Raw genomic sequence first — 19,778 nt, 5'->3', positions numbered from 1 at the left:
ATTCCAAAGATGCTCGGCACATTCCTAGACCGATATTACACAATGCTGCGCCGCGCGCGACGTCCCGCACATCAGCGTTGTACGCCCGCCACGTACGCCGCGATCTTTGATAGCGCGCACCGCACGGGTGCGCGCAGCTCGGCAAACGAGCACAAACGGGGTTAAACTAGTGCCTATGAACAATTCTAAAAAAGTCGCGGGAGTGGCAGGCATCGCAAGCATGCTGTGGCTCGGCTTGGCCGCGGCCATCACTGCCAACCAGCGCCGCCTGGTGTTCAATCCGAATATCAAGCGTGAAGTGCTGCGGCCGCGCAGCAGCGGACACCGCACTCGTCCAATCGTATTGCGCGCCAAGGACGGCACCAAGCTTTCCGGCTGGCTGATGACACCGTCCGTGGTCGGCCCGCACCCAGGCGTCGTCTATTTCGGCGGCCGTTCCGAGGAAGTGTCGTGGGTCGCGCGCGACGCCGGCAAGCTGTTCCCCGGCATGGCGGTGTTGGCGGTCAACTACCGTGGCTACGGCGACTCGCAAGGCGATCCTGCCGAGCAGCATATGGTCGACGACGGCCGCATGCTGTTTGACTGGCTGGCCGAGCGCGGCCACGTCGATCCGAAACGGATTGCCGTCGTCGGCCGCAGCCTCGGCTCCGGCGTCGCCGTGCAAGTGGCGATGGAGCGCCCCGCCAATTCGGTGGTGCTTATTACGCCCTACGATTCGATTCTGGCAATCGCCAAACGGCGCTTTCGCGCCATGCCGATCGAATACGTCTTGCGCCATCGTTTTGAGTCGGTCAAGTACGCTTCCGCACTGACCGCGCCGACGTATGTGTTGCGCGCCGCGTTCGACGACGTCGTTCCGCACTCGCACACCGATTTGCTGGTGGCCAAACTTGGCCGCCTGCACAAGGATGAAACCGTGCCCGATTCGGACCACATGAACATCCCCTACCTTGCCGCCACCCAGGATCGCATCGCCGAATTCCTAAGCAACCAGTTCATGCAGCCGCTCGCTTGAAAACCCTTGCGTAACCGCAAAACAATGACGCACGTTAAATCTTAACAAGAAGAATGCTTCTAAGCTGTGCGCTACCCATCACGGAGTAGCGTTCATGTCCCTAGCCTCCGCCGCGCAGGCACTGCTTTCGCGCTTCACCCAAGACACCCGGTTGCTTAAGCTGACGACGCCACTTGGCGCCGGTCTGCTGGCCGAGTGCGTCCGCGCCGAGGAAGGGCTGAGCGAGGGCTTCGTCTTGCGCATCGCCGCCCTGTCGACCGATGCGGCAATCCCGCTGAAGGCCCTGATCGGCCAGCCCGTACTGCTTGAGCTGGCCACTGTCGGCGGCACCGGCTGGCGTGCCTTCCATGGGCACATCACGCAGGCCGAGCTGACCGGCGCCAACGGCGGCTTCGCGCGCTACGAGCTCATTGCCGAACCGTGGAATGCATTTCTGCGCTACACCCGCGACAGCCGCATGTTCCAGGACATGACGGTGCGCGACATCCTCGACGCCGTGTTCGCCCGCTACCAGGGCCAGGGCAAGCTCGCGCCGGCGTGGCGCTTCGACCTGCGCGAGCGCGCGGATTATCCGCGCCGCAGTTACACCACGCAATACCAGGAAAGCGACTTGGCGTTCGCCGAACGCCTGATGCTCGACGAAGGCTTGTTTTACTACTACGAACACAAGGGCGATACCGCCAGCCCCAGCCTTGGACAGCACGTGCTGGTCATCGCCGACCACAATGGCAGCTTCGCGCCAAATGCGCAGAGCACGGTCCGGTTTACCCAGCCGGGCGCGGTCATGAAAGAAGACAGCATCGACCGCTGGCGCAGCGAAGCGGTGCTGCAAACCAATGCCATCGACATCTCCAGCTGGGACTATCGCTCGCTCGACATGCGCCCTGCCCTGGTAGCCCCGGCCGAACCTGGCTTTATGACGCTGACCAGCCGCGACAGCCCCGGCGCGTATGGTTTCCCGACGCGCGAGCATGGCGCCCGCATCGCCAAGCGGCAGATAGAGGCGTTCGAAGCGCGGCAGCAAGTGCACACCGGCGCCGGCACGGTCCGCACGCTGGCGCCCGGCACGACATTCACACTGACTGACCATGCTGAATTCGACGCTGGTACCGATGCGGAACGCCAGTTTGTGGTGGTGCGTGCCGTTCACATCATGCACAACAACCTGCGCGCCGAGATCCGCGCCAGTGCCGAACAGTCTCTCGGCCGCAGCACGCTCGATCAAGGCGCAGAGCGTCCCCTGTATCGCAACCGCATCGATGCAATCTGCAGTAGCGTCCCCTTCCGCAGCAGCGGCACAGATGGGCGCGGCCACCTTCTGCATCCGAAGCCAACGATCCAAGGCCAACAGTCAGCGATCGTGGTCGGTCCCGTGGGCGCCATGGTTCACACCGACCGCGACCACCGCATCAAAATTCAGTTCCACTGGCAGCGCGGCGACGCCAGCCACAGCCGGCTTAGCCACCCTGCCCCCGACGGCCACGTCGGCGCCCCGGCAGACGACACGACCGGCACCTGGGTGCGCGTGGCGAGCGCGATCGCTGGCGCCAACTGGGGGAGCCACGCCGTCCCGCGCATCGGCCAGGAAGTCCTGGTCGATTTCATCGAAGGCGACATCGACCGCCCGGTCGTAGTGGGCGCGCTATACAACGGCAAGGGCCAGGGCGACGCGCAATACAACCAGTTCTCGCAAGGGGCCGGCGCCGCGACCGGCAACGCGCCCGCATGGTTCCCGGGCAAAGCTGGCGCCCACGCGCATCCGGCGGCGATGTCGGGCATCAAGACTCAGTCAATGGCGACCAGCCAGAACGGCACCGGCGCCTACAACCAATTGGTATTCGACGACAATCCAGGCCAAAGCCGCACCGTGTTGCAGCAGCATGCCGGTGCCCACAAGGGCTCGGCCGAATTGAACCTGGGCCATCTGCGGCATCAGGACGACAACCAGCGACTCGACGGGGTGGGCTTCGGCGCCGAGCTTAAAACCGAATTCAGCGCCGCCCTGCGTGCGGGGCGAGGCCTGTTGCTATCGTCGGACGCACGCAACGGCGCCAGCGGTAGCCAGCTCGATTCAAAGGAAGCGCAAGCGCAAATCGAAAGCAGCCATCAGCTGCAGATGTCGTTGGCGACCACAGCGCAAGCACACAACGCGAAGTTGAAGGACGAGCAGGATAAGCAAGAGCCGGAAGCTGCCAAGCTCCCCGCGATCATGCAGCAGGCACACAGCGCCGAGGTGATCGGCAAGAGCGAAAGCGGTGGCGGCGCCGACAACGGCGGGCAAGGCAAGGTAACCGCGTATAGCGAACCACACTTGCAGCTGTCCAGTCCCGCCGGCATAGCAGCCACCACCCCCGCTGACGCTATTTTCAGTGTTGGCAACACGACCAGCATCGCGGCTGGCCAAGACGTCAATTTCGCCAGCCAGGGCGGCAGTTTCCATTCAGTAAAGGCCGGCATCAGTTTCTTCACCTACGGCAAAGCCAGCAACAAGGACAAGCCGAATCAGGAAACCGGCATCAAATTGCACGCAGCCAGCGGCAAGGTCAGCAGCCAAAGTCAATCGGATGAAACGAAGATTACGGCCGACAAATTGATCACTGTGGCGACCATCACGAAGACGGTGACGATCGCCGCTAAGCAGCACGCACTCCTCACCGCGCAAGGCGCCTACATCAAGCTCGAGGGCGGCAACATCATGCTGCATGGGCCGGGGAAGATTGAGTTCAAGGCGACCAAGAAGGAACTGGCGGGGCCCGTGAGCGTGGCTAACCCCGAACTCGCGATGAAGCTCCATGAACTCAATATTAAACGTGACCTTGAAATCGAGTACGTCGACGCAGACGGCAACTCGCTGAAAAACGAGCCCATCGATTTCGATTTTTTGGGAGGCGACGCAAAGAAGGTCACCCTGGACGGTAACGGCAAAGCAACTCTTAAGAAAGCACCGCTGGGTCCATTCCGATCTAATCAACCGAAGCGCAAATAGGAGAGCGTACTAATGGCAAGCACTGCAGCTAAGACCAAGACGCATCAGGACGTTTGCATCGACCTTCCCGGGGAAACCGTACAGTGCTGGCGGTCGAGCGACAACGTGAAAGTGACTCTGCGCAAGCACCGTGACGTCATCTTTGAGCTGAATCTAGGCGAAAGTAAAACCTACACAGTTCAGGCAACAGAGTCAGATTTCTATAGTGCTCGTGACAAGAAACTAATCTACGCAAAGCATAAGGGCAACCTGACGTTCAAGGATGGTGAACGCCTTCATCTGTGGGTCACACGAAACTTCAAAGGTTCACTAGAGCTTAAAAGCGGTGGCGTGACTCTAATGAAGCTCTCGCCGAATGAGGTCGATCAACATCGGTATGATGACGCCGCAAAAACGAAACCGGCCCCCATAATCGTTGTTCTCGGCCAAAGCAAGCCAAACGACAGAGCGTTGCCCGCCACCGCCGTCCCGGCTAACCCCGTTCCGCAACATGCTGCAAAGCTGTCCACTAATGCGATCTCCACGCCCACGCCCCATGCCGCGCCGACCGGCGAAGATTGTTCCGTCATTTGTGTTGTCGAGAGAACGCTAAAGGGAATGCCCGAACAGATCAGTAAATACTTCACGCAGGGCGGTGCCAAATCTGGGCTGGTAGAGATCGACCCAAATGAAATTGCGACGAGGAATTGGATTTGGGGGCAAGTTGCTGGCGCTAGCGCTTACGCTTTAGACAATTGGGAGTGGCTGCGGGCGAGCCTGGATAACAAGACGCATGACGGTTTTAAACTGGTCAAAGCGAAAATTCGCCTAGTGAGAGGAAAAGCCGTCCTGTATTTCTCAGGATATAGCAGATTTAATCAAGTTTTTGGCCCCGGCGGATTCAACCCAAGCAATCCACGAGTAATGAATATTTTTTCGGGAGCCGGAAGTCTTTCGAGTTCGGCGCTGGCCATGTCGAAAAATGTTGCGAATTCCTTCCGTGGGAATGCGCTCATTAGTTTTATCTTTAGTAGTTATACAGCTTACGCGGAGTGGCGGGAGGATGTTAAGAAGGACGGATACGATCTCGCTGCGGCATTGATAGTTGCAGTTCTAAAAGTAGTTCTCTCTGCGATATTAGTTGGAGTATTTGTCGCGCTTATCTGCACATTTCTTTTAGCAGGGGCGCTCACGGCCATACCAATAATCGTTGTCGGGGCATTGACTGTAGGCTTAGGCGTCATCGTCAACTACGGAGTGGACAAAGCTGACAAAGTACTTGGCAAATTGACGACGAATGATCCCAAAAATGGTGACGGAATGGCCGCATCTTTAGCCCCATTGCTGCGTGACGCAGGGAACTCAATCGCGGCATCGTGGGACAAGTTAGTCTCAACATTTCCGTCCGACTACAGTGCAAGGGACGCATTTTGAAAGATCTTAATAACATCAACTTGTCGATTGCAGAACCTCGGCTTTTCGGGTCGCTCGGTGCTTTGCTCCCGTTTCTCACTGGAGTGTTCTGCATCCCCCTCGCATTGGGAGTGGCGCCTGAAGTAGCGTTTAGCGAGAATAACCTTGCCCTTTTTTCGATCGGATTGAGTATCACATCATGCCTCCTCATTTTTATCCCATATCTGTTCAGATGGGACTGGCGCGCGAAATATTTTGGAATGTCGTTGCTTTATGTAGGCAGCGTAGGTTTCCTGGGCGTCGTTCCGTGGCTCGGAGTGGTGCTGTACAGCTCCATACCTTTATCGATGCGAGTTGCTTTATTTGCAGCGTACTCAGCAGCGATAATCTGGTGGTGTCGACGCTTCATAATCTACTACAAGCACTTATTTTCGGAAGAACGTCTTTGGAGACGCATTTACACCGAGGAAGAAGATGCGATTTATTATTTACAGGCAGAAGATCAGCGTCTTATCGATCGGAAACTTAAACTGGGCCAAGTTCCTCCAATTGCGGTTTTTATTTTTTTCATGGCTTCGGCGTTCTTAGCGACACCTTTCGCAACAGATATTAGGGTGACCACTGGCATCGCCTTCATTCATGTATTTTTAACATTAGCTATGGTTCCAATCGTTTTGATGTGCTTCGGCTTAGCGGTTCGAGGCTACCTCATCTATTACTATTACCCTTGGAAACTCAAATATGAAACGGGCAAAGACACATTCGTAATAATGGCGATTCGTAAACTTTCAAGCAAGCAGCCCGACTGAACATGTGGACACATGAACAGCCCGGGAAGCGTCAGATCTATCCCAACCGCCGTGGCGTTTGAAGCGGTCGACCGGAAAGGATGTTTATGTATTAATGGCCAAAGAGACATGAGGTGTATAAGCGCCAAAGCGATTTCCAAGCCTGAGATCTTTCGTCTGCGACAGATGTGGAAGCAATCGCCATCACGAAGAACGCGTGAAAGAGGCCGTGTAGCGCGAACTTATCAGGGATGGCGTTTTCCGTACTGAACCGGTTTCAAATGTACAGAGCCAGCTCGTTGTGGCTACAACTCCAGCACCAACTTACCACCCACCGCGCGCGAACAGCACGACATCATCTTGCTGCTCTCGTCTCGTTCCGCGCGCGTCAGCACAACATCGCGATGGTCCACTTGCCCCGACAGCACGCGCACCTCGCACGAGCCGCACAAACCCTCCAGGCAATCGCTTTGAACGTCGATGTTGGCCGCTCTTAGCGCAGCGAGCAATGTCTGGTCCGCCGCCACCGTAATCACAATGCCGGAATCTTTCAGCTCGGCTTCGAAGGCGTGTTCCTTTGCAGGATCGAGCGTGCCGATGGTCGAGTAGAAGTGTTCAAACCGCACCGCGTCGTCCGGCCAGTCGGCGCAGCAGCTCTCCAGCGACTCGAGCATCCGCGTTGGCCCGCACGCAAAAATCGCCGTGTCGGCCATCGGCGTAGAAAGTAGCGCTGTCAGGTCGCAACGACGTCCCTCATCCTTGGCATACACGTGCATGCGCCCGCCGTGAATCGCCCACAGCTCGTCCACACAAGCCATCGTCTTGCGCGCACGCCCGCTGTAGTGGATTTCGTAGTCGATGCCGAGGCGCTTCGCACGCAGCGCCATGGCGATGATCGGTGTAATGCCGATGCCACCGGCCACAAAAATGGCGCGCTTCACGGATTCATCGAAGCGGAAATGATTGCGCGGGCCGCGAATCTTGAGCCGGTCTCCCACTTTCAGATTGTCGTGGATCCAGATCGATCCGCCTCTGCTGTCCGATTCTCGCAGCACGGCAATTTCGAGGCCTTGGGTATCATCCGGGTCGCCACACAGCGAGTATTGCCGCGACATTTCTGGGCTGCCGCACTCGACATCGATATGCGCACCCGGCATCCAGCGCGGCAATGCGCGACCATCCGGCGACGTCAACCGCAGCCGGACGATGTCGTCGGTAAGTTGCGTCATGCCGGCGACGACCACGCTGCGGCTGATCGCATGCCGCGACGGCTCGCCGATGCGTACCGGCGAGTTCGTGTCCAGCAACCGTGGATTTGCCCGCTCCGGATTGAGCGCCGGGTCCCACTCCACCCGCACATGCTCTGGCCCTCGGAACGACGTATTCGGCACATACGTGAACTTTTGCTCGCACAGGCGCATGTGCGGAAGCCGTTTGGTGAGCTCTTCGAGAAAAATCTGCAGCTCCATGCGCGCCAGGTTTTTCCCCATGCATTGATGGGCGCCATAGCCAAACGTGAGGTGTTCGCTGGAATTGTCGCGCCGGATGTCGACCAGGTCCGGATCCTCGAAATGGCGCTCGTCGTGGTTGGCCGACGACATGACGATCAGCAGCTTCGAGCCAGCGGCGATATCGATGCCGCCGATCCGCACGCCCTTTGTCACCAGCCGGCGCCACGCTGCTACCGAACCATTGTGGCGAAGGCTTTCTTCGACGGCATTCGGCAGCAGGCTCGGGTCCTCGCAAATTTCCCGCCAGGCGGTCGGGTGCTGGAGCAGGATCTTCAACGCGTTCGCCGCCGCATTCGCGGTCGTCTCGTGCGCGGCAACGATGCCAGCCATCATCATCGAATGCAGATACGAGTCGGTGACGACGTCAGGATAATCGGCCTGCTTGCGGATGCCGTATTTCATCCATCCGGGCCCGCTCGGATCGATCCGCATTTTCTCGAGAATCTTGCCGGCCAGCTGCCAGAAGTTGCCGACCGCGTGAGCGACGGCGACCTGCTCCTCCGGCTTCGGCCGGCCCCACGTATTGACCGTATGCGCGATCGAATACTTGCGCAGCAAATCCATGTCTTCTTCCGGCACGCCGAGGAAATGCAGCGCCACCGTCAACGGAACTTCCCACAGCATTTGATCGACCAGGTCGGCCTGTCCATCGTCGATGAAGCGATCGACGTACTCGCGCGCCAGTTGCCTGACTATCGGCTCATGGTGCTTCAGCGCCTCGGGGGTGAACGGCTCCATCAGCACCCGGCGCCGCGCCATGTGCGCCGGCTCGTCCTCGTTGACCAGCGTGCGGTTCATCGCGTAGTTGTACGAGCTCAGTACCGCATTGGCTTCCTCACCAGTCGGGGTAATTTTTTCGAGCGCGATCGATGGGCTGAACGTGATGTTGTCGCGAAAGATCGCCTTGATATCGTCGTACCGCGTCACCACCCAATAGCCCAGCTTGGGGCTGAAGAAGACGGGCTCTTGCTCGCGCGACCAACGCAAATACTCGGGCGGGTCCTGCTGGTATTCGTCCTCGAACGGGTCGAACGCCGCGGCCCGCTCGGTGACGGGACAACCCGCCGGGGAAGTGTGATCGATCAGACAGCCGGATCGGCCGGCGCTGGAGTCGGGAGTATGCATGATGTGACGTTCCGCTTAGATGAGTGCTGCTGGGATCCCTCGGGGCCGCTCTGCCAAATGCGCCATTCTTATTATTTTCGCCACGTTGACGCGATGACGACACTTTATTTTACGATATCGGTTGTATGATTAGTCATGTATCGGTGTTCTCGTTTAACGAAGATTTAGGAGTAATTGTGAAGAAAGTATTTGCAGCCTGCTTGTTCGCACTGCCCGCGATGGTCGCCAGCGTCGCCGCACACGCCCAGGCGTACCCGTCTCAACCGACTCGCTGGCTGGTGCCGTATCCACCCGGCGGCGGCTCCGACTTCCTCGCCCGCACCATCGGCAACGCCATGGCCGAACAGACCAAGCAGCAGGTGATCATCGAGAACAAGGCAGGCGCCAATACCGCCATCGCCGCCTCGGAGACGGCGCGCTCGGCGCCCAATGGCTATACCATTCTTAACGCCGATAACGGCACCATGGTGTTCAACTCGGCGCTGTATTCGAAGTTGAGCTATAACCCGGTCAAGGATCTGACGCCGGTCGCTTTGTTGGGACGCTTTCCGATGATCCTGGTCGTCGGCCCGGCCTCCGATGCGAAGGATGTCAAGGCCTTTCTGGCAAAGGCGAAGGCCCGGCCAGGCGCCGTCAATTACGGCTCGGCAGGCGCGGGCAGTCCGCACCATCTGGCAATGGAGCTGCTGGAGGTGACCGCGGGCGTGCACATGAACCATATCGGCTATCGCGGCGCAGCGCCGGCGTTGACCGATTTGGTCGGCGGACAGATCGAAGCGATGATGGTCGATATGGCGGCAGGCGGTGGCTTTATTAAGAGCGGGAAGATCCGGCCATTGGCAGTTGCTAACGCAACGCGCTTGCCGCAGCTGCCTGACGTACCGACCTTCGCTGAACTGGGAATGAAGAATGTGGAAGCGGCTGCGCTGGTTGGCGTGGTTGCGCCGGCGGGGCTGCCGCCGGCTGTCCTCACCACGCTGAATAAAAACCTGGTGGATGCGATGAATCTGCCTGCGGTTAAACAGCGGCTCATCGAGTTCGGCGTCGAACCGGTCGGCAGCACGCCGCAACAGTATGTAGAACTGCTGCGCACCGAGACCGTGCGCTGGTATCAGCTGATTAAGGATCAGAAGATTAGCTTGGATTAGGTGTTTGTGGGTTGAGAGCGCGCTGCGCACGCGGCGCGAGGTTCTGAACTATTGAATGGAAAGCCACCCGATGGGTGGCTTTTTTTTGCCTGAGCGGGGGCAGCGCGGACTTTCGCATGTCCGGGGTCGTCCCGGACATGCTCGCACTCGACACATCATCATCGGTGGGGGGGGACGCGTTACTCCGCCGACATGCAGTGGCCGTGTTCATTGCGTAACGCCGTCAGGTAGACTAGGACGTACCCTCAAGACCGTCATTCCCGCGAAGGCGGGAATCTCTACGACCTATGCGCCAAGATGGCATCGATCCACACCTGCGCAGGGTGCGCCGGGGTCAGTGCCGACTTTCGGACAGGTCTGCGCCGGGGTCAGTGCCGACTTTCGGACACGAGCCCAGCGTTGGGGCCGTCGCCTTGGGTCTGCGCCGGGGTCAGTCTGCGCCGGGGTCAGTGCCGACTTTCGGACACGAGCCCAGCGTTGGGGCCGTCGCCTTGGGTCTGCGCCGGGGTCAGTCTGCGCAGGGGTCAGTGCCGACTTTCGGACACGAGCCCAGCGTTGGGGCCGTCGCCTTGTTGTTCAGGTATGTTGCCGCATGCAAATCGCGCTTCGCGCTGGCGCCTCCGGCGCCGGGGTCAGTGCCGACTTTCGGACACGAGCCCAGCGTTGGGGCCGTCGCCTTGTTGTTCAGGTATGTTGCCGCATGCAAATCGCGCTTCGCGCTGGCGCCTCCGGCGCGCCACCGCTCATGCGGTGGCAGATGGACGATTCGGAGCGGCACGCGCGAGTACGCGCGAGGCCTTCGAAATCCCCCGCGTAGGCCGCGCAGGCGGCCTACTTCTCTCCGCCACGAAATAAAAAAAGCCACCCGCAAGGGGTGGCTTTTCTTTATTTCTTGGCGGAGAGAGGGGGATTCGAACCCCCGGTAGAATATTATCCTACACACGCTTTCCAGGCGTGCGCCTTCAGCCGCTCAGCCATCTCTCCGGCTAACCTACATCTTCCTCGCTTTCACGAAGCCGCAGATTATACCAAACATTCCGCTGAGTACCAAGACATTCACCGCCACCCCGCTCAGGACGCGTCCTTGAGCTGCTCCAGAATCGCCGGATTCTCCAAAGTGGAAATGTCTTGGGTGATCGTCTCGCCCTTGGCCAGCACCCGCAGCAAGCGCCGCATGATCTTGCCCGAACGCGTCTTCGGCAAGTTGTCGCCAAAGCGGATCTCTTTTGGCTTGGCAATCGGGCCGATTTCCTTCGCGACCCAGTTGCGCAGCTCCTGCGCGATCCGTTTGGCCTCGTCGCCAGTCGGCCGCGCCTGCTTGAGCACGACAAACGCGCAGATCGATTCGCCCGTCGTGTCGTCCGGCTTGCCCACCACCGCCGCTTCGGCCACGATCGGGTTCGCCACCAAGGCGGACTCGATCTCCATCGTCCCCATCCGGTGACCCGACACGTTCAGCACGTCGTCGATGCGCCCGGTGATCGTGAAGTAACTGGTCTCGCTGTTGCGGATCGCGCCGTCACCGGCGAGGTAATATTTGCCGCCCAGCTCGTCCGGGAAGTAGCTCGTCTTGAAGCGCTCCGGATTGTTCCAGATCGTGCGGATCATCGACGGCCACGGCCGCTTCACCACCAAAATGCCGCCCTGACCGTTCGCCACGTCGGCGCCCGCTTCGTCGACGATCGCCGCCATGATGCCCGGCAGCGGCAGCGTGCACGAGCCCGGCACCATCGGCGTCGCGCCAGGCATCGGCGAAATCATGTGGCCACCCGTCTCGGTCTGCCAGAACGTGTCGACAATCGGACAGCGCTCGCCGCCAACGTTCTTGTAATACCACATCCACGCTTCCGGATTGATCGGCTCACCGACGGATCCGAGTAGCCGCAGGCTCGACAAATCGTATTTTTTTGGATGCACTTTCGGGTCGACGTCGGCCGCCTTGATCAGCGACCGGATCGCCGTCGGCGCCGTGTAGAAAATGCTGACCTTGTGCTTGGCGATCGTCTCCCAGAACCGGCCCGCGTTCGGGTATGTCGGAATGCCCTCGAACACGACTTCGGTCGCGCCCACCGCCAGCGGGCCGTAGGCGATGTAGCTGTGCCCGGTCACCCAGCCGATGTCGGCGGTGCACCAGAACACGTCGGCCGGCTTGATGTCGAACGTCCACTTCATCGTCAGCGCGGCCCAAAGCAGGAAGCCGCCAGTCGAATGCTGCACCCCTTTCGGCGTGCCGGTCGAGCCGGACGTGTACAGAATGAACAGCGGATGCTCGGCGCTGACCCACTCCGGCTCGCACTCGGCCGCCTGCGCGTCGACCAGGTCGCTCAGCCACATGTCGCGCCCTTCGGTCCACGCGATGTTGCCGCCGGTGCGCTTGTAGACGATGACGTCGCGGATCGTGCCGCAGCCGCCCAGCGCCAGCGCCTCGTCGACGATCGCTTTCAGCGGCAGCTGCTTGCCGCCGCGCAGCTGTTCGTCGGCGGTGATCACCGCCACCGCGCCGGCGTCGATGATGCGCTCCTGCAGCGACTTGGCGGAAAAGCCACCGAACACGACCGAGTGGGTCGCGCCGATGCGCGCGCACGCCTGCATCGCCGCCACGCCTTCGATCGACATTGACATGTAGATGATGACGCGGTCGCCCTTCTTGATGCCGCGCGCCTTCAGGCCGTTGGCGAACTTGCAGACGCGTTCGTGCAATTCCTGGTAGCTCGCGCGCGTGACGGTGCCGTCGTCGGCCTCGAACACCACCGCCGTCTTGCCGCCGTTGCCGGCCTTGATGTGGCGGTCCAGGCAGTTGTACGAGGCGTTCAGCTCGCCGTCTTCGAACCATTTGTAGAACGGCGCCTGCGATTCGTCGAGCACCTTGGTGAACGGCTTGTGCCAGTCCAGTTCCTCACGTGCAAGGCGAGCCCAGAAACCTTCATAATCGGCCTCCGCTTCGTCGCACAGCTTCCCGTACGCTGGCATGCCCGAAATGGTGGCGTTTGCGACGAACTCCGGCGGCGGCTCGAAAATGCGACTTTCCTGCGCGCCCTGATTTTCCTGCTGGTTGATGTCTGTCCCGGCCATGCTTGTCTCCCCGTAATTTTTTTTCAACTCTAAGCGGTGCCGCTTACTGAGCCCTTACAGAAGCAAGCGGCGCTGGCATCTCGTTGTCGATTCTACCAACCTTTCGCCGACCCTTCGCGCTTATCGGCAACCGCGCGCGGCGCGTGTAAAATGACGCGTAGAAAAATTTACCTTGAACCTGCTCGTCATCTGGAGTTGCACAAATGTCCGTACCCGATTCGAATCGTCCCCCAACCCAGCTGGCATTTCTGCCGCGCCTCATTTTCGCCAGCCGCTGGCTGCAGCTGCCGCTGTACCTGGGCCTGATCCTGGCCCAATGCGTCTACGTGTTCCATTTTTGGGTCGAGCTGAAAGACCTGATCGGCGCGGTGATGGGCAACGAGACGGCGTTGCAGCACATCCTGGACGTCGTCGCCATCGACGGCAAGGTGCGCCCGACCAAGCTGACCGAAGCGACCATCATGCTCGTCGTGCTGGGCCTGATCGACGTCGTCATGATCTCGAACCTGCTGATCATGGTCATCATCGGCGGCTACGAAACGTTCGTCTCGCGCCTCGGACTTGACCTGCACCCGGACCAGCCTGAATGGCTCTCGCACGTCAACGCATCGGTGCTGAAGACCAAGCTGGCGATGGCGATCATCGGCATCTCTTCAATCCACCTGCTGAAGACGTTCATCAACGCCGCCGCCTATTCGATGGACGTGATCATGGCGCAAACCGTGATCCATATCGTGTTCCTGTTTTCGGCCCTGGCCATCGCCTACACAGACCGCATCATGATCGGTACCCAGAATCAATCGAAGCCACACTAACTCTCAGCGAGAATACTTCATGACTGTCATCAAGCAGGAAGACCTGATCGAATCGGTCGCCGCCGCCCTCCAGTACATCAGCTACTACCACCCGGCCGATTACATCGCGCACCTGGCGCGCGCCTACGAGGCCGAGCAAAGCCCGGCCGCCAAGGACGCCATCGCGCAGATCCTGACGAACTCGCGCATGTGCGCCGAAGGCAAGCGCCCGATCTGCCAGGACACCGGCATCGTCAACGTCTTCCTGAAAATCGGCATGGGCGTGCGCTTCGAAGGTTTCTCCGGCACCGTCACCGACGCCATCAACGAAGGCGTGCGCCGCGCCTACAACTTCGACGACAACAAGCTGCGCGCGTCAATCGTGGCCGACCCGCAGTTCGATCGCAAGAACACCAGGGACAACACGCCGGCGGTGGTCCACATGGAGCTGGTCGAGGGCGACACCGTCGACGTCAAGGTCGCGGCCAAGGGCGGCGGCTCGGAAAACAAATCGAAATTCGTCATGCTCAACCCGTCCGATTCGCTGGTCGACTGGGTCATGAAGACGGTGCCGACGATGGGCGCAGGCTGGTGCCCGCCCGGCATGCTCGGCATCGGCATCGGCGGCACCGCCGAAAAGGCCATGCTGATGGCCAAGGAAGTGCTGATGGACGATATCGACATGTTCGAACTGAAGCAGCGCGGCCCGCGCAACAAGACCGAAGAACTGCGCATCGAGCTGTGCGACAAGGTCAATGCCCTCGGCATCGGTGCCCAGGGCCTCGGCGGCCTGACCACCGTGCTCGACGTCAAGATCATGATGTATCCGACCCACGCCGCGTCCAAGCCGGTCGCGATGATCCCGAACTGCGCCGCCACGCGCCACGCTCACTTCGTGCTCGACGGCTCCGGCGCCGCCTACATCGAGCCGCCTTCACTGTCCTCCTGGCCCGAGGTGCACTGGACGCCGGACACCGAGAAATCGCGCCGCGTCGACCTCAACACCCTCACCCGCGAAGAAGTCGCCGCGTGGAAGCCGGGCCAGACCTTGCTGCTCAACGGCAAGATGTTGACCGGCCGCGACGCCGCCCACAAGCGCATCCAGGACATGCTGGCCAAGGGCGAGCCGTTGCCGGTCGACTTCACCAACCGCGTCATTTACTACGTCGGCCCGGTCGACCCGGTGCGCGATGAAGCCGTCGGCCCGGCCGGCCCGACCACCGCCACGCGGATGGACAAGTTCACCGACATGATGCTCGAGAAAACCGGGCTGATCGCGATGATCGGCAAGGCCGAACGTGGCCCGGTGGCAATCGAATCGATCCAGCGCCACAAGTCGGCCTACCTGATGGCCGTCGGCGGCGCCGCCTACCTGGTGTCGAAAGCGATCAAGAGCGCCAAGGTGCTCGGCTTTCACGACATGGGCATGGAAGCGATCTACGAGTTCGATGTCACCGACATGCCGGTGACGGTCGCCGTCGATTCGAACGGCACCTCGGTCCATACCACCGGACCGAAGGAATGGGCGGCGAAGATCGAATCGCTCTCCAGCGTCGGCCAGATTCCGGTCGTCGTCGCGTAATCGATGGACGCTGCTGCCCACGCCCCGATCGGGGTGTTCGACTCGGGTGTGGGCGGGCTGTCCGTGCTGCGCCACATCCGCGCGCAGCTGCCGCGCGAGCATCTGCTGTATTTTGCCGATTCCGCGTTTGCGCCCTACGGCGACAAGACCGAACAGGTCGTTGCCGAGCGCTCGCTGGCGATCGCCGGCTTTCTCGTCGCGCAAGGGGCCAAGGCGCTGGTCGTGGCCTGCAACACCGCCACCGTCGCCGCCATCAAGCTGCTGCGCGCGCACTATCCGGACATGCCGATCGTTGGCGTCGAGCCCGGCCTCAAGCCTGGCGCGGCCGCCAGCCGCAACGGCAAGGTCGGCGTGCTGGCAACCGATGGCACGCTTGCCGGCGAAAAGTTCCTGTTGCTGCGCGAGCAGATCAGCCAGGCGAGCAACGCCCAGTTCCTGCTGCAGGGCTGCACCGGCCTGGCCGACCAGATCGAACTGGGCGAGCTCGATTCCGACGCCACCACGGCCATGGTGAAACGCTACATCCTGCCGCTGCTCGACCAGGGTGTCGATACGCTGGTGCTAGGCTGCACCCACTATCCCCTGGTGCAGGCGGCGATCGAGACGATCGTCGCGGCCGCCACGCCGCGCGCCATCGTGCTGGTCGACACTGGCGAAGCGGTGGCCCGTCAGCTCGGCCGGCTGCTGCTGGCCGGCGGCAAGGAGCGCCCCGAAGGGGGTGCTGCTGCATTGCTCGACGGCTACACCACGGCCAGCGGCACAGCGCTGACGGTGGCGTTTGCCAGCCTGCTGGGTCTGGCGGTAGCGGTGCAGGAAGTCGAACTCGGAACAAAGTCAGCCGATTCGGCGTGATCAGCAATTAGATTTGCCTGTTTCCCCGGATCTTTGTATAATCTCGCTCTGTTCCGGGAGCATCGGAACTTTGTAGGTCAGTGGTGGCTGTAGCTCAGTTGGTAGAGTCCAGGATTGTGATTCCTGTTGTCGTGGGTTCGAGCCCCATCAGCCACCCCATTTCTTCATAACCCCTTGATTTCATTGAAATGCAAGGCGGAATATAAGATAAATAAGCGTAGTTGCTACACAGCCTGTTACACAACAACAGACTGGAGCAAAAACGTGAAATCTACATCAGAGCATCTCTTCTCCCGCGGAAAAACTGGCAATTTCTACATTCGCCGCCGCATCCCCACAGCAATTTTGTCAGCTTACCCTACCGGCAAGGCCGAAATCGTTCGAAGCCTGCGCACTTCAGACAAAGGGGAAGCAACCAAACGGCTTCGACTTGAACAGGTTCGCATCGACGCCGAGTTTGCCGCACACTCTGTTTCGCTGAAAGAGCGCAATGAAGCATTAAAGCTATCCCATGTTAAATCGTTGACCGACGAGCAGATTTGCGGCCTTGCGCAGTACTGGGCTCACCGAGTCCTGCTACGCGACGCGGAGGTCCGCCAAAATGGAATGGACGAAGACGAGTTCGATGAACATGGAGAAGTTCTCGCGCAACAGCGCACGGAGCTCGGGAAATTGCTTGCGCGTGGGCAGGTCAAACCGATTTTGCCGGCAATGCTCGGCTTCATGCACCTTTGCGGTCTCGATGCCGAGCTGAGCGCTGAAGCAGCCCAAAAGGCTGGCTACATCTTCCTCGAAACCGTCGTGAAGACCTTGGACCTTCAATTGTCACGGCAAGCGGGTAACGCCGTCAACACCGACGTTGTCGCCCCCGAGGTCTCACACCCAGCAAAAATCGGAATCGAAACCTCCACTGGTTCAGGATGGGATGAAGTGTTCAAGTCATGGCAAGATTACGTAAATGACCGTCCCAAATCCACGGTTATAGGCTACCAGACGCCGTGGGGACAACTGAAGATGTTTGCTGCCGACCTAAACTTGAAAGGCCCTGCGGAACTGACTCCAAAGCACATCTCGGAATTTGTAAGCGGCATGAAGAAGGCGGAGCTCGAAGTGCCGACCATTAACGGCCGCATCAACAAACTAAAGGAGATTTTTAGAATCGCCGTTGGCAAAAACTTACTCTTGAGTAATCCTGCTGAAAATACGTTGGGGTTCAAGGAGTCCAAGAAGGAAAAAGGAGAGAAAAAGCGTCTGCCATTCACACTGCAGGATATCGACGTCCTTTTCGGCTCATCAGTGTTTACTCAACACCTGCGCTCATCCGGCCAGGCGGGTGAGGCTTCATATTGGATTCCTCTCATGATGTTTTATACGGGAGCTCGTCCTGAAGAAATCGCAGGATTAGAGCTTTCTGATATTCAACGAGACGAAAAGCTCGGCTGGCGCTTCGTCATCACCGATTTGCTGGACGGCGATGACTGTCTGTTCGAAGACGACTCGAACAGCGAGAAAGATGCGCGTGAAAAACGCTTGCTCAAAAATAACTCATCCCGTCGGCAACTTCCGATTGCCAAGGAATTGATTGAACTTGGCTTTCTCCGATACGTCGAATGGGTACGGGGTCAAGATTCAACGCGCCTGTTCCCTACTTTATCCAAAGACTTTCACGGAAAATTGGGCGGCGCGTTCTCCAAATGGTTCGGGCGCTACAAGACCGAGCTTGGCTTTACCTCGCCAAAAAAGGTCCTGTATTCGCTCAGGCACAACATGAAGGACCTCATGGAAGCCGTTAAGATAGATACCAAACCCATGAAACGCATACTTGGTCATGCCAGCGGCGACGGCACTATAACGGATAATTACGGCTCGGGCGTTCCATTCCACGTGATACATGAAGAGTTCAGCAAGATTAAATTTCCAGCGCTTCCAGCTCTTCCTTGGCAGCCCGGCGTAGGATATTGGAGAAAAGAGAAACGCAATTCGGCGACGAAATGAGCATCGAATTGCATGGCGGGAAGTCTCCGGCTGTAAGATTAGTTGTCGACCACCGTGATATGCATCAGTTAAACCGCACTTCGGGGCTTTTCGTTTTTCAGCTTAGCTACAGAAACATTGAACTCCCCCATGTGGGTTAGGTCACACTCACACTAAGAGTGTTGTGGACCGAAAATAATGATAGAGCGGGTGACTCCTGTATGTGAAAGCGAACAGGGAACATTTCACTATCGCCCAAAGTCGCAGAGGATATGAATGCGGGTTGCGCCTTCGCCAACTATACAAATGGCAAAGATAAAACGGATTATGAACAGTGAAGGGAAGATTTTGATGCGCGTAGGCGACCAGCTGTGTAGGCTTGGCTAATCGATGTGAATTGCCTTTCGCAGAATGGTTGACGTCGGCCGGATTGGTAAATCGTGGCTTCTGGCCGACGCACCCGCCTATCTAGGAAAAATTCTCTGCGTTCCTCCAGCTCATAAATCATGCCAAAAATCCAAAGTAGGATTAGACCGAATTTTGCATCCCCAGGCAAATTGATATTTATTATTTTCGAAATTAACGCTCGCGATGAGCACCAAACCATTCAACATTATTGAGGTAAAAAAATATCTTTACCCTTAAAAACCGCAACATTACTTCGTTTTCCTTAGGCAAAACAATTGAATTCAAACGCCTGTAGAACGACACACATATTGGATTGTAAGGGTCGGAAGCAATCACTTCTTGAATCGCATTATCTAAAAGCAATAAATGCTCGAACGGGTCCAAATCATCTTTGCTTTCGGCCAACTTTGATATTAATTGTTCTTGAAAACTCTTATCTATTATTTCTTCCGGCTCAGAAGCACCCACTCCAACACAGCCCGCTTTATTATAATTCCAAGTATGATGACCGTTCATCCGCTCTACATTAACGAACGACGAGTTCTCGACTATTTGTTGGGACTCCATGTAATTATCTAAATCATTCCATGTATCGAAGGCCGGCGAGGCATATACTACCAACGCACGATGGTTCAGTCGACGCGACAATTTATTCAAAAGCGATTGCTGGTGCTTGTTGATTTCGAAACGCCAGTATCCATTCGGAATTCCCAGCGTGATAAATTTTCCATTTGGGCCAACCAAGGTGTCTGGACGCTTAGCTTGTATCAACAGATTTACCGGGAACTTCGAAATCCTCAATTTCTTACCATGTCTCCGGTGGACCCACCCCCACCTATAGTCCGTTAATAGAATACCGTTAGGGATGTTTTTAAAGTTAAAGTAATCCCAAAAAATAGCGTGATGCGCCTCCAACGAGCAATCAATCCCCAACGCATTCTCAAATACCTGTCCGGGGGTATTAATTCTGTGATTTCCACAAAGCAACTGATTATATAATGGACCTTCGTAGTCTTTTTCTTCAAATTCGGCAGGAGTCATTTTTTGTAAGAGAGAATATTTCTACTAAAATTAATCAAGACTGGAGATTTCCACGACTACGGTGGTGGCCAGGTCGGATAATCGCGTGCA

At 58.3% G+C, this 19,778-nt stretch carries 12 protein-coding genes and 2 tRNA genes; 10 read left to right on the top strand and 4 right to left on the bottom strand.

The genetic code is table 11. From position 1 onward, the window contains the following. Window positions 1-175: 175 nt before the first annotated feature. From ACP7DD_RS17035 to ACP7DD_RS17020, 4 genes are all read left to right on the top strand, one after another. Window positions 176-1,015: an alpha/beta hydrolase gene (locus ACP7DD_RS17035; RefSeq protein WP_426175990.1), complete on the top strand. Its 840-nt coding sequence runs from the start codon at window positions 176-178 to the stop codon at window positions 1,013-1,015. Window positions 1,016-1,109: 94 nt separating this feature from the next. After that, complete coding sequence (locus tag ACP7DD_RS17030; RefSeq protein WP_426175989.1) at window positions 1,110-4,001, top strand: type VI secretion system Vgr family protein; 2,892 nt, start codon at window positions 1,110-1,112, stop codon at window positions 3,999-4,001. Window positions 4,002-4,106: 105 nt separating this feature from the next. Then, window positions 4,107-5,414, top strand: coding sequence for a hypothetical protein (locus tag ACP7DD_RS17025; RefSeq protein WP_426175988.1), 1,308 nt, complete (start codon window positions 4,107-4,109; stop codon window positions 5,412-5,414). Beyond that, window positions 5,411-6,202 carry a hypothetical protein gene (locus ACP7DD_RS17020; protein ID WP_426175987.1) on the top strand — a complete coding sequence of 264 codons (792 nt, stop codon included), beginning with the start codon at window positions 5,411-5,413 and terminating at the stop codon, window positions 6,200-6,202. The genes ACP7DD_RS17025 and ACP7DD_RS17020 overlap by 4 nt, the downstream gene beginning before the upstream one ends. A gap of 284 nt (window positions 6,203-6,486) precedes the next feature. On the opposite strand, the gene ACP7DD_RS17015 is transcribed toward ACP7DD_RS17020, so the two are convergent. Beyond that, entirely contained in the window at window positions 6,487-8,817 is a 2,331-nt protein-coding gene (locus ACP7DD_RS17015; protein ID WP_426175986.1) for a cytochrome P450/oxidoreductase, read from the bottom strand. A 218-nt stretch (window positions 8,818-9,035) separates the two neighbouring features. Between ACP7DD_RS17015 and ACP7DD_RS17010 the strand changes: the two genes are divergently transcribed. Next, window positions 9,036-9,965, top strand: a complete 930-nt coding sequence (locus ACP7DD_RS17010) for a Bug family tripartite tricarboxylate transporter substrate binding protein (protein ID WP_426176043.1) — start codon at window positions 9,036-9,038, stop codon at window positions 9,963-9,965. A gap of 893 nt (window positions 9,966-10,858) precedes the next feature. Here the strand turns inward: ACP7DD_RS17010 and ACP7DD_RS17005 are convergent. Together ACP7DD_RS17005 and acs are read right to left on the bottom strand one after the other, a co-directional pair. Further along, a tRNA-Ser gene (locus ACP7DD_RS17005) sits at window positions 10,859-10,949 on the bottom strand. Between the two features lie 87 nt (window positions 10,950-11,036). After that, a complete protein-coding gene (gene acs, locus ACP7DD_RS17000; protein ID WP_426175985.1) occupies window positions 11,037-13,037 on the bottom strand; it encodes an acetate--CoA ligase in 2,001 nt (666 codons plus the stop codon). Between the two features lie 203 nt (window positions 13,038-13,240). Between acs and ACP7DD_RS16995 the strand changes: the two genes are divergently transcribed. The 5 genes from ACP7DD_RS16995 to ACP7DD_RS16975 all read left to right on the top strand — a co-directional run bounded on the left by ACP7DD_RS16995 (window position 13,241) and on the right by ACP7DD_RS16975 (window position 18,260). Beyond that, entirely contained in the window at window positions 13,241-13,852 is a 612-nt protein-coding gene (locus ACP7DD_RS16995; protein WP_426175984.1) for a YqhA family protein, read from the top strand. Between the two features lie 19 nt (window positions 13,853-13,871). Then, window positions 13,872-15,413: a fumarate hydratase gene (locus tag ACP7DD_RS16990; protein ID WP_426175983.1), complete on the top strand. Its 1,542-nt coding sequence runs from the start codon at window positions 13,872-13,874 to the stop codon at window positions 15,411-15,413. A gap of 3 nt (window positions 15,414-15,416) precedes the next feature. Continuing rightward, window positions 15,417-16,265: a glutamate racemase gene (murI, locus tag ACP7DD_RS16985; protein WP_426175982.1), complete on the top strand. Its 849-nt coding sequence runs from the start codon at window positions 15,417-15,419 to the stop codon at window positions 16,263-16,265. 83 nt (window positions 16,266-16,348) lie between these two features. After that, window positions 16,349-16,424 (top strand) — tRNA-His (locus tag ACP7DD_RS16980). 105 nt (window positions 16,425-16,529) lie between these two features. Beyond that, window positions 16,530-18,260 (top strand): DUF6538 domain-containing protein, encoded by a 1,731-nt coding sequence (locus ACP7DD_RS16975; protein WP_426175981.1) that lies wholly within the window; start codon window positions 16,530-16,532, stop codon window positions 18,258-18,260. Between the two features lie 558 nt (window positions 18,261-18,818). Here ACP7DD_RS16975 and ACP7DD_RS16970 read toward each other — a convergent pair. Further along, the gene (locus ACP7DD_RS16970; RefSeq protein WP_426175980.1) at window positions 18,819-19,688 is read right to left on the bottom strand and encodes a hypothetical protein; all 870 of its coding nucleotides are present in this window, start codon (window positions 19,686-19,688) and stop codon (window positions 18,819-18,821) included. Window positions 19,689-19,778: the final 90 nt, after the last annotated feature.

The organism is Massilia sp. TWR1-2-2 (genome assembly GCF_049897565.1).
GTDB lineage: Bacteria > Pseudomonadota > Gammaproteobacteria > Burkholderiales > Burkholderiaceae_D > JAFCUW01.
This window is presented reverse-complemented; position numbering and strand designations above follow the sequence as displayed.